General features: G+C 49.3%; 17 protein-coding genes. 2 read left to right on the forward strand and 15 right to left on the reverse strand.

Translation table 11 applies throughout. The features are described 5' to 3' along the window. Positions 1-356 precede the first annotated feature (356 nt). The 15 genes from NB647_RS07760 to NB647_RS07830 all read right to left on the reverse strand — a co-directional run bounded on the left by NB647_RS07760 (position 357) and on the right by NB647_RS07830 (position 16,788). A complete protein-coding gene (locus tag NB647_RS07760; RefSeq protein ID WP_269282800.1) occupies positions 357-1,901 on the reverse strand; it encodes a cysteine desulfurase in 1,545 nt (514 codons plus the stop codon). Then, positions 1,888-2,832, reverse strand: a complete 945-nt coding sequence (locus tag NB647_RS07765) for a family 2A encapsulin nanocompartment shell protein (protein WP_269282801.1) — start codon at positions 2,830-2,832, stop codon at positions 1,888-1,890. Before NB647_RS07765 ends, NB647_RS07760 begins: the two co-directional genes overlap by 14 nt. A gap of 49 nt (positions 2,833-2,881) precedes the next feature. Next, positions 2,882-4,057, reverse strand: a complete 1,176-nt coding sequence (gene moeB, locus NB647_RS07770; RefSeq protein ID WP_269282803.1) for a molybdopterin-synthase adenylyltransferase MoeB — start codon at positions 4,055-4,057, stop codon at positions 2,882-2,884. Positions 4,058-4,133: 76 nt separating this feature from the next. Further along, a complete protein-coding gene (locus NB647_RS07775; RefSeq protein ID WP_269282805.1) occupies positions 4,134-5,495 on the reverse strand; it encodes a Sapep family Mn(2+)-dependent dipeptidase in 1,362 nt (453 codons plus the stop codon). Then, a complete protein-coding gene (locus NB647_RS07780; RefSeq protein WP_269282807.1) occupies positions 5,488-6,918 on the reverse strand; it encodes a class I adenylate-forming enzyme family protein in 1,431 nt (476 codons plus the stop codon). The genes NB647_RS07775 and NB647_RS07780 overlap by 8 nt, the downstream gene beginning before the upstream one ends. Further along, positions 6,915-7,670: a VOC family protein gene (locus tag NB647_RS07785; RefSeq protein ID WP_269282809.1), complete on the reverse strand. Its 756-nt coding sequence runs from the start codon at positions 7,668-7,670 to the stop codon at positions 6,915-6,917. The genes NB647_RS07780 and NB647_RS07785 overlap by 4 nt, the downstream gene beginning before the upstream one ends. Beyond that, positions 7,670-8,062, reverse strand: a complete 393-nt coding sequence (locus tag NB647_RS07790) for a PaaI family thioesterase (RefSeq protein ID WP_269282811.1) — start codon at positions 8,060-8,062, stop codon at positions 7,670-7,672. The genes NB647_RS07785 and NB647_RS07790 overlap by 1 nt, the downstream gene beginning before the upstream one ends. Then, positions 8,059-9,060, reverse strand: a complete 1,002-nt coding sequence (locus NB647_RS07795; protein WP_269282813.1) for a zinc-binding dehydrogenase — start codon at positions 9,058-9,060, stop codon at positions 8,059-8,061. The genes NB647_RS07790 and NB647_RS07795 overlap by 4 nt, the downstream gene beginning before the upstream one ends. Further along, positions 9,057-10,040 carry an ABC transporter substrate-binding protein gene (locus NB647_RS07800; RefSeq protein ID WP_269282815.1) on the reverse strand — a complete coding sequence of 328 codons (984 nt, stop codon included), beginning with the start codon at positions 10,038-10,040 and terminating at the stop codon, positions 9,057-9,059. The genes NB647_RS07795 and NB647_RS07800 overlap by 4 nt, the downstream gene beginning before the upstream one ends. Before the next feature lie 146 nt (positions 10,041-10,186). Further along, entirely contained in the window at positions 10,187-11,293 is a 1,107-nt protein-coding gene (locus NB647_RS07805) for a porin (protein ID WP_269282816.1), read from the reverse strand. 376 nt (positions 11,294-11,669) lie between these two features. Then, a complete protein-coding gene (locus NB647_RS07810; RefSeq protein ID WP_269282818.1) occupies positions 11,670-12,425 on the reverse strand; it encodes an ABC transporter permease in 756 nt (251 codons plus the stop codon). Then, entirely contained in the window at positions 12,422-13,201 is a 780-nt protein-coding gene (locus NB647_RS07815) for an ABC transporter ATP-binding protein (protein WP_269282820.1), read from the reverse strand. The genes NB647_RS07810 and NB647_RS07815 overlap by 4 nt, the downstream gene beginning before the upstream one ends. A gap of 404 nt (positions 13,202-13,605) precedes the next feature. Continuing rightward, entirely contained in the window at positions 13,606-14,073 is a 468-nt protein-coding gene (locus NB647_RS07820) for a universal stress protein (RefSeq protein WP_269282822.1), read from the reverse strand. Between the two features lie 92 nt (positions 14,074-14,165). Further along, complete coding sequence (locus NB647_RS07825) at positions 14,166-15,476, reverse strand: homoserine dehydrogenase (RefSeq protein ID WP_269282824.1); 1,311 nt, start codon at positions 15,474-15,476, stop codon at positions 14,166-14,168. Between the two features lie 25 nt (positions 15,477-15,501). Continuing rightward, positions 15,502-16,788: a pyridoxal phosphate-dependent aminotransferase gene (locus NB647_RS07830; RefSeq protein WP_269264032.1), complete on the reverse strand. Its 1,287-nt coding sequence runs from the start codon at positions 16,786-16,788 to the stop codon at positions 15,502-15,504. Positions 16,789-16,995: 207 nt separating this feature from the next. Between NB647_RS07830 and NB647_RS07835 the strand changes: the two genes are divergently transcribed. After that, a complete protein-coding gene (locus tag NB647_RS07835) occupies positions 16,996-17,379 on the forward strand; it encodes an Mth938-like domain-containing protein (RefSeq protein WP_269282826.1) in 384 nt (127 codons plus the stop codon). A gap of 91 nt (positions 17,380-17,470) precedes the next feature. Then, positions 17,471-17,956: a peroxiredoxin gene (locus NB647_RS07840; RefSeq protein WP_269264034.1), complete on the forward strand. Its 486-nt coding sequence runs from the start codon at positions 17,471-17,473 to the stop codon at positions 17,954-17,956. Positions 17,957-18,036: the final 80 nt, after the last annotated feature.

Below are 18,036 nucleotides of genomic sequence, written 5' to 3' on the forward strand. Positions count from 1 at the left end.
ACTGGACATTCCGTCGTACCGATAATCTCTCACTGACTGGTGCCGGCAACGGAAACGATCCTGGACAATAAGACTTTTACAAAGCCGGATATAAAATACTAGCAATACCCCTGCTTTCAGGACCCTCCCCCTACCTGGCCCATCGGGTATTGCAATCGGATATGCCGCCAATACGGTTTCCACAGATATTTCTGTCACTTTCTATCCCGGCAGTTCTCGAAACAGCCTCGGCAAAATTCGTCAGCTGCAAACCGGATATGGCATACCGGCATTTCCACCCAAAAACGGCGACAATTGCCATACGAATGAACCATTCATCAAACAGAAACCGCTGATTTTGCCGCTTTCAATCCGGCTCAATATTGCCGCAACCGCAAAAGTGTTTTGACAAGACAATCGATTTCCTCAAATGTATTATAGAAAGCAAGGGATGGACGGACGGTTGCCTCAAGACCATATCGCCTCAAAGCCGGCTGCGCACAATGATGCCCTGCTCTGACAGCAATTCCGTGCCGGCTCAGATAGTGGCCGATTTCCGAAACATCGTACCCGTCCATGACAAAAGAAAGTACACTTGTCCTGTCTGCGGCATTTCCGATCAGATGCAATCCGGAAATACGCTTAAACTGATCCATCGCATAAACCAGCAATTCATGTTCGTAACGGCTTATCTCATGAATGCCGGTTTTCTCGACATAATCCAATGCTGCCCCCAACCCGACGGCACCGGCAATGTTGCCGGTACCTGCCTCGAACCGTGCGGGAGCCGGGCGATATCGTGTTTTTCCGAAGGTGACATCGGCTATCATATTCCCGCCGCCCTGATACGGAACGGCACTATCCAGCAGTTCCTTTTTTCCGTAAACGACGCCGATTCCGGTCGGCCCGAAAATCTTGTGTCCAGAAAAAACCAGAAAATCCGCATCCAGTTCCTGTACATCAACAGGAATGTGCGCAACTGACTGCGCAGCGTCGATCAGGGTTTTCACACCATGGTGGTGAGCGATGCCGATCATTTCACCGACAGGTGTTACCGTTCCCAGTGCATTGGAAACATGCGTGACGGAAACGAAACGTGTCCGTCTATTGAACAGTTTCCGGTATTCCGACAAAATCAGCTGTCCGCTGTCGTCGGCTGGAATCACACGAATAAGCGCTCCTGTTTCCGCACAAACCTGCTGCCAGGGAACAATATTGGCATGATGTTCAAGAATGGACAGAATAATTTCATCGCCGGCCTCAAGCCGCGGTTTTACGTAACTCTGCGCGACAAGATTGATCCCTTCCGTTGTTCCCCTGACGAATACAATATCGGATGCAGAAGGAGCCGTCAGGAAAGCGGCCACTTTCTGTCGTGCTTCCTCATAAGCGTCCGTAGAACGCGCAGCCAGCTCATGCGCTCCCCGATGGACATTGGAATTTTCATGAAGGTAAAACCGGCTGATACGCTCGATCACCGGTTCCGGTTTCTGCGTCGTCGCGGCATTATCCAGCCAGACCAGTTTTTGTCCGTTATTGACCTTTTCGGACAAAATAGGGAAATCCCGCCGGATCCGTTCCACATCAAACACTTTCCGACTGGACGGGCTGTCTTTGCGTGTTACGGATTTTTCGTCACCGACCGCCTGCAAAACCGGATGGTATGCTCCTGTTGCATTCTCTTCCTTGAGGAACACCGTATCAGAAAATATCGACGACAGTTCGTCCGGATAATTTATGCCGGATAACTCACCGGCGATCCTCTTTAGTCCGGAACCGGTATACGAAACAGACCGCTTTCCCGACAAACCCCGTCCGAATTCAGGAAAACAGGCAATGGACAAGTTCGCGATCTCCCGCAAAACAGGATCGTCGTCCTTGCCGGAAACTTCAGGGAAAAAATTCCGGTCAGTTGTAATCATAATAATTACCTATATCGACATCTTCCAGAACAGCAACGGCATCATCCGACAGAATGGCAACCGAGCAATAAATGGAAAGCAGATAAGACGCGATTCCTTTGTCGTCAATTCCCCTGAACTTGACCGAGAGTCCTCTCGACTGTTCATCGGGAAGATTTTTCTGATACAAACCGATGACCCCTTGATTCGCCTCACCGGTACGGACAAGCAGAATATCCGTTTTGCCCGCCTTTCCTTTCGGTTCCCTGACGCCATCGACCAGCAGCTTGTTCGTCGGAAAAATCGGAATTCCTCGCCATGTCAGAAAATGCGAACCGAACAGATCGACTGTTGCCGGAGGCACTCCCCGACGTGTGCACTCACGGCCGAATGCCGCAATAGCCCGAGGATGAGCCAGAAAAAAAGACGGTTCTTTCCAGACCCTGGAAATCAGTTCATCGAAATCATCCGGTGTCGGGAAACCTGTCCGTGACTGTATCCGCTGGGAATCCGGCACATTCTTGAGTAAACCGTAATCATCATTATTGATCAGCTGCCCTTCCTGACGCTCGCGGATACTTTCTATTGCCAGACGCAACTGCTCCCTGATCTGATTGTGCGGAACACTGTAAATATCGGAAATCCGGGTATCGATATTGATAATGGCCGAGATGGAATTCAGAACGTACTCACGGGGTTTTTCCTCATAATCGATAAACGTCTGTGGAATGACCGTTTCCTTTCTGATCTGGCTGCACAGCACTTCAAGTGGCGACTGATCTTCCACCACCCTGTTCCGCCGGAAAATCCCCGTTTCAAGACCTTTCCATTCCAGTACCCGCGTCAGCCACCGCGGTGTCAACGACTGATACTGTGCCGTCGTTTTCGTCACATCCGACAATTGATAAGCGGCATCTATTCCAAGTGATGCTGGTTTACTTTCCTCTGACATAGCTTTCCCTTTTCCGGTTTTTTCTTCAAATACAGATTATTGTCTTGTCTTAATAGACCGGCATGGAGCTATCCACTTCTTTTGCCCAGCCAATGATTCCGTCTTTCAGACTCAACAGTTTTCCGCCATATCCAGCCTTCATCAACTCCTCGATGAGGTAAACGCTTTTCTGTCCTGACTTGCAAATGAATACCGTTTCGGCCTCCCGATCGAGCTCATCCATATGCCTTTGTACCTGACCGAAAGGGATATGTCTGGCCCCTTCTATCCAGGCAATCGCTTTTTCATGAGGTTCCCGGATATCGATTAGTTGAATGTTTTCATGTTTTTCCAGCCGCTCTTTCAGAGTGACCGGAGTTATTTCCTCGACAATGTATGAACGGTCACGCTTCCCGATACCGCAAAACTCCTCATAATCGATCAGTCCGGTAACCGTCGGATGTTCACCACATACCGGACAGGCAGGATCTTTCTGAATGGCATATTCCCTGAACTGCATTTGCCAGGCATCCAGAGAGAGCAGTCGCCCGATCAGCGGTTCACCGCCCCCGACAATCAGTTTGACGACTTCATTGGCCTGGATCGTACCGATCATTCCGGATATCACACCAACCACACCGGCTTCTCCGCAAGACGGAACCGTACCGGGAGCGGGTGGATCGGGATACAGACAGCGATAACAGGGGCCTTTTCTGGCATCGAAAACACTTGCCAGCCCATCGAACCGGTAAATGGAACCGTAAACATCCGGTTTCCTGAGCAGGACACAAGCATCATTGATGAGATAGCGTGACTGGAAATTATCCGTACCATCCACAATAATGTCGTAACCAGCCATGATTTCCAGTGCATTTTCACTGGTCAGTTTCGTATTGAAAACCTCGACATTGACGGCAGGATTGAGTGCCCGAATGCGATCCTTTGCCGATGCGACCTTCGGACGCCCGATATCACGTGTGGAATGAATCACCTGCCGCTGAAGATTGGACAATTCGACTTCGTCGAAATCCAGAAGCCCGATGGTTCCGACACCGGCAGCCGCCAGATACAAGGCCACCGGAGAGCCGAGCCCTCCCGCCCCGACAATCAGGACTCTGGCCTTGCCCAGTTTTTCCTGGCCCTGTATGCCGATCTGAGGCAACAGAAGATGCCGGCTGTAACGGATAATCTCGTCCTTCTCCTGTCCGGCAGAACGGGAAACCGGAGAAAAAGTTTCCCTGTTCATCGTTTTTCTCCCTTCAGAACCGGCATAACGGATCTCCTGTCATCGACAAAAATCTTTTCCAGAAACAATGCATTCATCATTTTTTCCCGTTTATCCGTTCGAATGCTTCCCCATAGATGTGCGCCGCTTTTTTGAGCGAAGCAAGCGAAACATATTCATCCACACTGTGCGCAACAGACTCTTCCCCCGGAAACAGTATCCCGAAAGAAACGGAACGCGGCATATCCCGGCAATATGTGCCACCTCCTGTACTGATCGGCTTGCCAGCCTGCCCTGTTACAGCCGTATAAGCTCCCAGCAAAAGCTGGACGAAAGGATCGTCCTCAGGAACATAAAGCGGAGCATTGCGGCTATCCAGTGTCACACTTGCTCCAAGCTGTCCGAAAATCTGTTTCAGTTTTTCCACGATTTCATTGCCATCGAACGTGACGGGATACCGGATATCGACTTTAAGGGTACATCCCTGCCGATCGGCATCAATGACAGCCAGCGTACAGGTCAAATCTCCCGAAACATCATCATGGCATGCAATTCCGAGCGAACGACCGTCATATTCCATCCGAAACAGCCTGTGCAGTTCCCTGACATAATCTCCCAGCGGAGAATGGATGTCCTGCTGGGCAAGAAACTGAAGCAGCAAAAGAATCGCGTTTTTGCCATCCCAGGGATGTTTGACATGTGTGGACAAACCATTTGCGACAACAGAATCGCCCTGAAATTCGAATCCGTCCCGATCATCCGGAAAACGGATACCTTTCAATGTCACAAATGCCTTTCCCGGTACGATATTCGTCCGGACTCCTCCCCTGATCGTTTCTATCCCGACAAAAGAGTCGCCGGATCCATCAAACTCCTTCCTGACAGTCAAGCGCAGAATTCCCTTTTCCGCATTGATCAGCGGAAATGCGCCATCCGGCGAAAAACTGTGCAATGGAATTTCCTCGGTTTTCTTGTAACGCTTGATGCACCTGAACGCACCTGTTTCCTCGTCCAGCCCGACAATCAGACGGAAACGGCACTTAAGAGACTGTGTATCCCGTATGGCTCTCATGGCATGCAGACTGGCAACCGCCGGTCCTTTATCATCGAAACTGCCACGACCATAAAGACGCCCTCCGGAATCAACGCCACCAAAAGGCGGATAATGCCAGAGCGATTCATCCCCAGCCGGTACGACATCCAGATGACACATAATGCCGTAAAGCGGCAATGACTTGTCAGTAGAAGTATCGACATAACCGACATAATTGTCGAGATTTCTTGTCGTAAAACCATAACTTTCCGCACGCTTGAGAAAGGCATTCAATGCATCCGTCATGGGACGCCCAAACGGATCATTTTCCGTTGGTTCATACAGTGAAGCATCCGTTCTGAACGAAAGCATATACTTCAGATCGGCAACCAGTTCCTCAAAACGGTCATCTATCAATTTATGCATTATTTTCCTCCGACAGACGTTTGGCTGCATCAGCCATTAATAATTTCCGGTTTATCTTGTTCGTATCGGTAACAGGCAACTGATCGACAAACCATACCCGGCGAGGATGCAAATAAGGCGCAGCATGAGCAAGTACGAACCGTTTCAGTTCTTCTTCTGTCACATTTCCCTTTTTCACGACATAGGCAACCGGTTTTTTCCCCTTGATATCGTCATCGACAGGAACGACACACGTGTTTTGAACCAGCGGATGCGTTCCAAGTACCTTTTCCACCTCTCCCGGATAAATATTTTCGCCGCCACAGACAAACATATCGTCCGCCCTGCCTTTGAATGTATAAAAACCGTCCTCATCCAGGCTGAAAACATCGCCGGTAATGTAATAACCATCTTCCGTGAACGGCCTGATTTCCGGACGGTTGTAATAACCGTTCATCAAGGCAGGCGACTTGATCTCCAGAACACCATGATCATTCAGTCTGACTGAAACATCAGGATGAGGATATCCGGCAGAAAACGGAGGAGTTTTTTTTCCTTCCGGATGAGATGTAAAAGTAACCGGTCCCGATTCCGTTGTTCCGTATGACGTTACGATATTTGCCTGCGGCATGATTTTCCCGATCCGTCCGAACAGACTGTCGCCGGCTGGAGCCGAACCAAGACGAACCGTCGTCACAGACGACAGGTCGGTATCATGGACAAGAGGATCACGCAAAACAGCTTCTATCATGGGAGGAACAGCCGTAATATACGTGCAGGAATATGTCTCGATCGCTTTCAGATAATCGGCTGTTGTAAAACGGGGAAGTATGACAGCCGTTCCCCCCGATGCCAGGACAAGGAAAGCCAAAGTCAGCGCCTGCATGTGGTAAAGCGGCGCGGCAATCAGAGTGACATCGTTCGCCAGCGATGTTCTTTTTTTACGCGTTTGTGCTGTCCAAACATGACTTTCATGACTTAACACCACCCCTTTGGGACGTCCCGTGGAACCTGATGTATAAAGAATCAATGCCGGTTCCTTACCCGCCATGTCAACAGACAAGAAACCTTGTCTTTCTGTTCCGCACAACGGCTCCCATGAAAAATCATCTGGGACGGCCGATCCGTTTTCGTCATCAGAAAAAACCTGTTTGACTCCCGCATCGTTCAGAACATCCCTGATTTGTGCATCCGGCAATTTCCAGTTGACCGGAACGGCCACCATACCTGCTTTCATTATGCCAAGCACAGTAGCTATATAATCCGCGGAATTCAGACCAATTACCGCTATCCTGTCTCCAACCTGGTATTTCCTGGATAAACCGGCAGCAACCGTGTCCGAAATGGACTGAATATCGCCATAGGTATAGCGCCTGTTTTGAGGCAAACTGACAAACGCTGTTTTTTCCGGATCGATGTCACTGCCCAGCATTCCGAGATTCATGATTCAAACTCCAAAATGATGTTCTTCCCGGCCTTCAGCCAGAGCCTGTTTCCCGACTTCCGATAAAGTGGTACATTTTTTCTGACGATCTGTTCGACCCTGTCAATATCAGGGCAATGGAAAGTCATCGCAACAAAACGGTCCGCCTCGAAATTGGCTACTCCGAAACGGTCGCATAATTCACCGACCGATCCGATTTTTATTTCGAACCCTGTCAAATTGCCCAACCGGTTATAACGGAGGCGTGTTCCAGCAGAATCATGACTGGCTATATACAAATACTTTATTCCCGTAACCCCGTTGGGATGCTTCATATCGTTACTACGCCAGATAAATTGCGGCGTATGATGCTGGCAGAAATAAACCCTTCCTTCCTGAAACTGTCCTTTTACAAGACGAATGACAGAAAATTCCGCTTTCCCTGTGCCTCCGGGAACGGGTCTGGAAAAATTCTGCAAAGGCTGCATGGCCAATGAAGACCGTTCCAGTTCCATTACCAGTTTCACCGGATCGGACATCCTGAAAACCAGTCCGTCAATTCCCTCATGGCTTTCAAGCAGATCCTTTCTCCGTCCATCTCCCAGACCGACCAGTTCCAGATAATGATCCTTGAAAACAATACTCTGATTGACCGACCCCAGACTGTGTTTGCTCGGTGGCGTAACGATAAATCCAAGTTCTGAAAACTGTCTTTCATAGTCTTCCAGCACATATTTGGCATTTATGACGAGATGGTCAAGCTGAAGTTCCATCATCCCCCCGTATGAAAAACACCCCTGCCTGATGCGACAAGCCGTCCATCCCTGTCGAAGACTTCAGCCTGTGCAGATGAAACCCGCTTTCCGAATCTCACCACCTTGCCGACCACTCTCAGATCACCCCGTGCCGGTGCATGATAATCCACTCTCAGATCAATAGTCGGCACGCCTTTCCCGATACGGGAATACAACGACATATCAGCACCCAGATCAACCAGTGCAGCGAGAATACCGCCATGAATATATTGTCCTTCAGGATTGACAATCCACTCCGGACGCCATGTGGCAGCAATTTCAACATAGTCGTCCCCCACATCCAGCACACTCAGGCCAAGCCACTGGTGAAAAGGCCGGGACAACAGAAATTCGTTCAGTTTTTCCTTCATAATGTCGGATCCACAATAATTTTCCCGATAACTTTCCGATCCCGGATCAGCGCCAGTCCATCAATGGCTTCTTCCAGAGGAAGCACCTGGTCAATTACCGGATCGATCCTTTTTTCGGAAACCAGATTCAGCAAATCCTCCAGATTGTCCCGGTAAAAGCTGTTCGACCCTTTTACATTCAGTTCAAATGTCCAGATGTAGCGCAAATCTTCTTTCGGGTCATAACCGGCTGTCGCCCCGCATACCAGTATGGTTCCGCCACGTTTGACCGCCTTCAGCGATTTCGCCCACGTATCGCCGCCGGTATAATTGATCAACACATCCACGCCACCTTCAAATGTCCGTCGCTGCGGTTTTCCATACTGTGCATAAACATACTTGACGAAGTCCGTCGTGTTGTAGTTGATAGTGTAATCGGCACCCAGTTCCTTCAGACGTGCGCACTTTTCATCGGAACCGCCGCAAGCGATCACTTCGGCCCCCAGCATCTTGGCAATAATGATACTGGCCGTTCCCACGCCACCACTTGCCCCCAGGATCAGCACTCTGTCACCCGGCCTGACCGTGTTATGCGTAATCAGCATACGATGGGCTGTACCATAAGCGACAGGAAGTGCTGCCGCCTGGTGGAAACTGACATTGTCCGGTATTCTGAAAAGCTGATCTGCCGACACGACAACATATTCCTCCATGCCGCCATCGACCATTTCTCCCATCAGTCCAATACCGGCACGAAGAGGATTGACCATGACACGATCTCCCGCTTTCCATTCACCGGCATCTTCAACTACCGTTCCTGCAATATCCAGACCGATCACTACCGGCAAGGGAACCCTGATTCCAGGCATGCCGCGTACAGTGAAAATGTCATGATAATTAAAAGAAGAAGCACCGACCCGGACAAGAACCTCGCCATCTCCCGGTTGTGGAACCGGTTTGTCCTTTACCAATCCCAGTTTGTCCAGATCACCATGCTCGCTCAAAACCAGTGCTTTCATTTTTTACCTGCCGCTTTCAGATAAGGTTCCTGATCATAGATATCTTTCGTGAACTGTCCTTTGACAAGACCGATTCTGGCAAAGGCATCATGTTCGGATTTCAGTGTTTTCAGTACCTTGTCATCTAGAGAAACCCGATAAGCATTCTTCCAGCGATTGACATAAATTCCGGCATTTTCCGGCGTCATTCCGGCGCGTTTGGTTACGATGTCGATAACTTCCTGTTTGTGGGCACTTCCCCATTTGTCCAGATTGATCCATGACTTGACGACCTTGGCCACCACCTCCGGATGCTGTTTGAGATAATCTGCACGGGCGATACCTACTGCGAGATAAGGCGGAACATTGTTTCCCGATACCGCTTTCCACTCATTCGGCAATTCACCCAGTTTTCTCAGATTCAGTTTCTTGCCGATCTGGTCATATGTAAACGTACGAATGACTGCGGCATCGATCTGATCCTGCGCCAGAAACTGTGCCAGCCTTCCTTCATTGCCTGAAATAATGCTGTAGTCACTGCTTTTGACACCATATACCTGATCGGCAATCGTAGCGGCAATCACCGTTGTCGCCGCATTCGGCTTGGAAGCGCCGACTTTCTTGCCTTTCAGATCACTCCACGTCTTGACAGGCGAATTGGCCGGAGCGACAACAACCGCATCCGCCAGTTGTGTAGCCGCAATGATCTTGATGGGCACACCATCGTTGATGGCACCGAAAACAGCCGTCATCGGAGCGGCATAGGCAACATCAATATCGCCAGTCGAAAGCGCCTGTATCTGCGCCAGCAGATCCGGGAAGCGCACATATTCGACATCCACGCCATTCTTCTCAAGAATCCTTGTTTCCTCAAGAACGGCTCCGTACCCCAGACTGATTCCGCTTGTCCAGTACCCCACCCGGACTTTTTCCTTTCCGGCCGCAAATGTCGATCCGGCAAAAGCGATCAACATCATGAACATCACTATCAATTTACGCATTTTTTCCCCTGAAAATCATGAACCCTGTTTACTACTGTTTTCCGGAACGGATGCCCGGATATGGAAGGAAGACTGTTCATATCCTGTACCGTTCCATTCCGCAGAAAACCATCGGTATCCCTCCACACACGGGAGACCCTGCCGTCTCAGAATTTGTGTGTAATACCTGCCTGGACACCGGTTACCGAATCCTTCTTCAAACCGGTAAACCGGTATCCGAGATCCTTGTCGTCATAATCGGTATAGGCGACGTTCCCATAGAGCGATGTCCGCTTGGAGAGATCATAGGTATAACCGACCGCATACCGGTAGGCATCCTTCGTTCCAGTCCATCCTGTGTCACCTTTGGTATTGCTCAGGCGATCCCACTGAACCGATGCATTCAACCGGCCGGGACCGACATTCCATTCCAGACCGGTCAACAGGTTTCTTTGTCTTCCATAAAGCGTATTTATACCTTCGGCATAAGAAGAATTTCCTCCTTTCCATCCCTTGCTGTCCGTATCTTCGTAGGAAAGAGAAACCCTTACGGCATCAGTCAGACGATAACCAAGGCCGACACTCCAGATGCTCGAATCATTGGAATCCGCAACACGGCTCCAGTTCGCCGTAGCAGAAAAAGAACCGCTGTCATAAAGAACACCCAGTTCATATCCATCGTTATCGGCATTTTTCGATTTCAGATTCGTCTTCACCGTATCCGTAATGGAATCACTGTTTGTATTGGAGCCCAGCGAATAGGAAGCGCTGACTCCCAATCCATTGAATTTCGGGCTATCGTAACGGAGGGTATTGTCAATACGGGCATTGCGCTGCAAACCATAGAACTGGCTGCCGACACCGATCTGGTTGAACGGATCGAATTTGCGGATGAATTCGGTTTCAATCTGGTTGATACGCCCCAGACGAACCTGACCGAACGGCCCGGCCAATCCCAGCCAGGCTGCGCCATCCCAGTCTTTCTGAGTGGCGGATTTCGATCCCTTGTAGCTGGCCGTGTTGCTATTGCCCAAAGTACCGTCACTCAAATCGAAGCGTCTCTGGATATCAAAGATTGCCTTGTATCCGTTTCCCAGATCTTCCGTACCACGAAAACCGATACGGTTATTGTCATAATCCCCCATCCGGAGATCTCTTCCCGTTTCCTTGACATAACCGACGTCGAGAACACCATATATGGTTACATTACTTTGTGCCTGGGCGACACCGGCAAACAGACCAAAAACAGACAATGCGACAAACGTTTTTTTCATTTCCATCTCTCTTTTTACAAAACAATTCCATCTCATGGCATCAAACCATGATTCATGAACAGCGGAATCCCGCTGCATATCAAACAAACCGGGTAAACAAATCAGGCGAAGCCGCCTGGCAGACTTGTTGGATCAACAACAGACAGGACAGGAACAGGCAGAAACACACCTGATACAGGAAGAGATGGAACGACTTGAAAAAAGAGAAACTATTCTGTGCAGAAGGTAATCCGATCGCCAGAAATACCTTTCAAAATCATTTTCCAAAGAAGATTTCATTATTGCCTCAAAAACATTTTTTATTACACAATCAAAACAACAGACCTTTACTACTCACAAACAACCAGCAACGTATCCGGACATTTTCCAGAAAGGCTCAAGAAGCCGGACGCCATCTGAAAAGCCATTTTTCCATTGGGTGAATCACCCCCGATTCGATCACAAGCATGAAAACCACCATCAAAAACGCCCAGGCAAACACTTCCGCACTCTGAATCATGTCAGCCGCAATTCTGAGACGGTACCCGATACCACTACCTGCCCCGATCGTTTCCGCTACAAGCGATACGCGCCAGCCAAAACCGAATGCCAGTCTGGCTGCCGAAAAGAAAGCAGGCAAAATCGTCGGAACATAAATTTTTCTGGCGATCTGGAACCAGTTCATCCTGAAACTTTTCGCCAGTTCAATATATTGCCTGTCGACCGATTTGGTTCCTTCCCAGACATTGGTGAAAATAATCGGCATGGAAGCCATAAATACAACCGTAATCGTGCTGGCATCCGAAATGCCGAACCAGATAATGGCGAAAATTGCCCAGATGGCGGAAGAAACCGAATTCAATACCGAAATGACTGGAGCAAAAAAAGTCGCCAGCACTTTACTCGAACCGAACACAACCCCGAGTACCGAACCGACAACAGCAGCCAGAACAAATCCCGAAATCACCCGTCTGGCTGTATCCAGCACATCTTTCCAGAATGTCGAACTGGACAAAAGCGACAAAAATGCCCTGAATACGGCATCCGGTCCAGGCAGGACAAATGCAGGAACACGGGACGATACCAGATACCAGCCGAACAGGAACAAGCCGGCAAGGACGATTCTCTGGACAAGGACAGAAAGAAATTTCATATTTTTCTCCTCAGATCCTGAACCGCTCTGACAACTCCCATATTTGTCAACTGTCTGGGCCGTTCCATTCTGATATCCACCATTTCCTTGATACGTCCGGGGCGCGATGAAAAAACAGCGACACGATCAGCCAGAACAACCGCTTCTTCCACATCATGGGTAACAAAAACGATGGTCATTTCCGTCAGCTGATGAATTTTCAGCAATTCCGCATGTAACTGGCTGCGTGTCTGGGCATCCAGTTTCGAAAAAGGCTCATCCATCAAAAGAATCTGGGGTTCGGCAACCAGACTTCTCGCCAAAGCGACACGACTTCTCATCCCTCCTGAAAGCTGATGCGGCCAGAAATCGGCAAAATCTTCAAGATTGACCAGTTTCAAAACTTCCCTGATTTTTACCGGCCACTCCGATTTGGGAATCTGGCTGTTTTCCAGACCGAAAGCAATATTGTCACGTACTGTTCTCCAGGGAAGCAGTCTGTCTTCCTGAAACATATAAACGATTTTTCCCCAACCAAGATAAGACGTACTCGATTTTCCGGAAATATATACCGTACCCTCATCCTGCGAGAGCAAACCCGAAATAATGTTAAGCAAGGTACTCTTGCCACTTCCCGAAGACCCCAGAATCGCCAGAATCTCCTTTTCTCTGACCTTGAAACTGATATCGTCAAGAACGCTGAGCTTTCCAAAATGTTTGGACAACGCCTTTAATTCAATGATATTCGGCCGGAACGATACCGGACTGTTCTCTTTCCGTAATGCCAGTGCACTCATGTGTATCTCCCTTATCAAATCGACAAATGATTGGAACTGCCTTTACAGGCATAGCAAAAAATTCAACGGCAACATCGGAGAAACGTATACATCATGAGAGACATCCTTTTATTTATATAATTCCTACAGGAATAATAGGTTTTTAAAGATACTAATACTGCCGTTCCCGGTTGTCAAACATTAAATCGGATTTTTTTACATGAGTCCCGGATATGTCAGCTGTTTGGCAACCCGGTTAAAACGCATAATCACACCGCTTTGTGCAATCGGCAAACGGACTTCATCTCCGATCCGGCACACATGGACAAATTCTGCAACCTGTCTCGGGACAACAGGAAAATCCACCTGCCGGAGCATAAAAAAGCAGCCATGCGACCTTTCCGCATGGCTGCTTTCATACCGATTCAGACCGCTTGTTTCTTTTTGCGCAAATGATGGACCAGAACCGGAATCTGGCACAGATTCAGCACTTTGGTCGTCACACTGCCCAGAAGAAGCTGGCCAAGACCCGACCGGCCGTGAGACCCCATGAAAATCAGGTCGCATTTCTGTTCCTGTGCCGCCTCAGCAATGGCAGAACCGGCCGAATTCGAAAACAGGACCAGACTGGAAAACCTGATTCCCGCTTCCTGTGCCGCTTTCTGGATCGGTTGCAGATATTCCATCCCTACCTTGCGCATCAAGGCATTGTATTCCTCTTCTATCGGATATGTCGGCGGTATGATCTCCACATACACCGGATACTGGTATTCCGGCGCTACATACACTCCTGTCACTTCCGATCCGTTATCCGCCGCGAATGCAACGCCCTCCAATGCCGCGGCCGTCGAAAGTTCCGATCCGTCAGTCGGAATCATGATTTTATTGAACATGGCGTTCTCCTAAAAATAACCAGCTGATTTTTTATCGATCAGCATCCGCTGTCTGCCAATCCCGATGTCGATAGACTAATTTAAGAATGACATTACATCAATTCTTCCAGTCGTATTTTCGTCACTTTTCCCATGACTGTCGATAAATTCTCCACTTTCTCAATCGCGGCATCCATATTTTTCTCCTGCGTCAGATGCGTCAGGATAATGATATCGACCAGTGTTTCCCCTTCCATCGGTTCTTTCTGCAAGAAAGCGTCAATCGAAATCTTCAGATCGGCCAGAATGCGGGTGATATCGGCAAGAACACCCGGCTGATCTTTCACCTGCATACGAAGGTAATAGCTGGTGGTGACTTCAGACATCGGCAAAATCGGTGTATTGGCCAATGCATCCGGCTGGAAAGCCAGATGTGGCACCCTGTGTTCGGGATTGACCGACTCGAGCCGTGCGATATCGACCAGATCGGCTATCACGGCCGATGCCGTCGGTTCCGAACCGGCTCCCTTGCCATAATACAGGGAAGCGCCTACCGCATCGCTGTTGACCAGCACGGCATTCATGGCCCCCTCCACATTGGCGATCAGGCGCTTGGACGGAATCAGTGTCGGATGGACACGCAGTTCGATACCGTTTTCCATCCGCTTGGTGATACCCAACAACTTGATACGATATCCCAGTTGTTCGGCATATTTGATATCGATGGCTTCCAGTTTGGTAATGCCCTCGACATACGCCTTGTCGAACTGGACGGGAATGCCAAACGCGAGCGCCGACATAATGGTCGCCTTGTGCGCGGCATCGAAACCTTCGATATCGAAAGTCGGATCGGATTCGGCATAACCGAGTTCCTGCGCTTCTTTCAGAACCGTATCGAAATCGAGTCCCTTTTCGCGCATCTCCGAAAGAATGAAGTTGGTCGTACCGTTGATAATCCCGGCGATCCATTCGATCCGGTTGGCCGTCAGACCTTCCCGCAACGCCTTGATGATCGGAATGCCGCCCGCAACAGCCGCCTCGAAAGCGACAATCACTTTTTTGTTCTGTGCCGCCTCGAAAATCTCGTTGCCATGCAGCGCCAGCAATGCCTTGTTGGCAGTCACCACATGCTTGCCGTTGGCAATGGCCTTGAGAACGAAATCCTTGGCCACACCGTATCCGCCGATCAGTTCGACAACAATGTCGACATCAGGATTGTTCACCAGCAAATTACCGTCGGAAACCACTTCGCAGTCGCCATTGACGATCCGGCGCGCCATTTCCACATTCCGGTCAGCCACCATGACAACCTCGATTCCACGGCCTGCCCGTCCCCTGATTTCTTTCTGGTTCCGTTTCAATACATTGAAGGTACCGGAACCAACTGTTCCCAATCCCAGAATTCCAACTTTAACCGGCTTCATATTTCCTGTTCAAATAATTAATGTTTCAAACGACTCGCAATTCTTTTTCCTGACGGACAGGTCCGTACTTTTTCATGGCGAGTTCTTCTGTCCCGAATTTCTTGCGGTAATATTCAAGGAAACGCGCAATCCTCTCGATGGCATGCGTCAGGTCATCCGAATTCGGCAGGAAAACGACCCTGAAATGATCGGGTGCGATCCAGTTGAAACCCGTCCCCTGAACGATCAGGACTTTTTCCTTTTCCAGCAGCTCATAGGCGAACTGCCTGTCATCTTCGATCGGATAAATTTCCGGATCCAGTTTCGGAAACATGTAAAGCGATGCACTCGCTTTCACACAAGTAACCCCGGGTATTCCCGTCAGCAACCTGTGAGCCAGATCACGCTGGCGAGTCAGCCTGCCGCCCGGTGCAACCAGATCGTTGATGCTCTGATATCCCCCCAGCGCCGTCTGAATGGCGAACTGGCCCGGTACATTCGAGCACAGACGCATGGATGAAAGCATATCCAGCCCGACAATATAGTCCCGGGCATATTTCTTTTCCCCGGAAACGACCATCCAGCCGACCCGGTAACCGCACGAACGGTAATTTTTCGAAAGACCGTTCATGGTGATGAACAACACATCGTTGGCCAGAGAAGCGATAGACGTATGCGTTGTACCATCGTAGAGACATTTGTCATAAATTTCATCGGCAAACACGATCAGCTGGTGTTCACGAGCCAGATCGACAATTTTTTTCAGCAGTTCATCCGGATACAGGGCACCTGTCGGATTATTCGGGTTGATGACGACAATCGCCTTCGTATGCGGGGTGATCTTCGCCTCGATATCCGCAAGATCGGGCATCCAGTCCTTTTCCTCATTGCACAAGTAATGAACGGCCTTCCCCCCGGCAAGCGTGACAGCTGCTGTCCACAGAGGATAATCGGGCGTCGGTACCAGCACCTCATCGCCATTGTCCAGCAGCGCCTGCATGCTCATGACAATCAGTTCGGATGCTCCATTGCCGATGTAAATATCGTCGATAGTCACCCCCTCGATATTCTTTTGCTGGGTATACTGCATAATCGCTTTTCGGGAAGCGAACATTCCTTTCGAATCCGAATAAGGCGCGGCATTCACCATGTTCTTGATCATGTCACGCACGATTTCATCAGGCGGATCGAAACCGAATACACCGACATTGCCAATGTTCAGCTTGATGATTTTCTGACCTTCCGCCTCCATCTCCCGCGCTCTTTCCAGAACGGGTCCGCGGATGTCATAACAAACATTGGCCAGCTTTTTCGATTTTTGGATAAGGTGCATTTTGTGCTCCCGGAATGTGTTAAAGGATGGTGCCCTTTGTGACAAGACAATATATCATTTTGATTGATGCCCGGTCCTGAATCAAGACTGGAGCGACTAAATTGATAAGCCTATCACTTTATAGCGATTTAGGTAAGAAAAAAATGGATTGCTTCGTTTTTGTCAACGGACAACCCGACCTGCCAGAAATGTTACTATCTCTGTCGTATGAATATCGAACCTGAAAATACCGGCAACCGGCAAACCGTTTCCTCCTATCGGGACCATGAAATCGTAATCAGCGGTACGGTTTACCACGACAGCCTGATCGTCACTCCGGAAAACAAACCGGAACCCTGGCATATCGGCTCCTTCGGGGAACTGACCGTCAGTGATCTCATCGCCCTGAAAAAATACCGGCCCGACATCGTTCTGTTGGGCACCGGCCGGCAAATGCACAGCATACCCGCCGAATGGGTCTTTACCCTGCTCGAACACGGCATCATCATCGAATGCATGAACAACCGGGCGGCTTGCGGAACATATAATCTGATGCTTGCCGAGGAACGGAATGCCGTCCTGGCCATTATGATGGAAGAGATAAACCGGTAAAAAACGGTTACACTCTCACCATAACGTTTTTTGACCGGATATGCCCTTTCAGGCCATATCTTTCCACGGAAAACAACAAGAGAAAGCCACCATGTCAGAAGAAAAAATCCAGCTCAACCAGATCATTGACGATTTCACCGCCGAAGCGACTATCCGGCCTTTCAAATTCTCGGATTACAAAGGCAAAAATCTGGTGATCTATTTCTACCCCAAAGACAATACACCGGGCTGCACAGCAGAAAGCATCGATTTCCGCGACCATTATTCAGAATTCCAGAAAGCTGGCACAGAAATTGTCGGAATCAGCCGTGACAGTCTTCGTTCACATGAAAATTTCGCCAGAAAATTCGATCTGCCTTTCACACTGATTTCAGATCCGGAAGAAAAACTCTGCAACCGCTTCGATGTGATGAAAACCAAAACCCGTTACGGAAAAGTCGGCCGGGGTATCGAACGCAGCACTTTCCTCATTGACCGGAATGGACAATTGGTGAAAGAATGGCGTGGAGTGAAAGTTGCCGGCCACATCGAGGAAATCCTGGAAGCAGCACGCCAGCTCGACCAGTCTTTTTCCTGACTGTACAAAGGAAACGAAGCAACCGGATCCAGTCAGTTGTCGTCTCAACATGTTACCGGAAACGGGAACATGAATGCATT

The organism is Oxalobacter aliiformigenes (assembly GCF_027116575.1).
Lineage (GTDB): Bacteria > Pseudomonadota > Gammaproteobacteria > Burkholderiales > Burkholderiaceae_D > Oxalobacter > Oxalobacter aliiformigenes.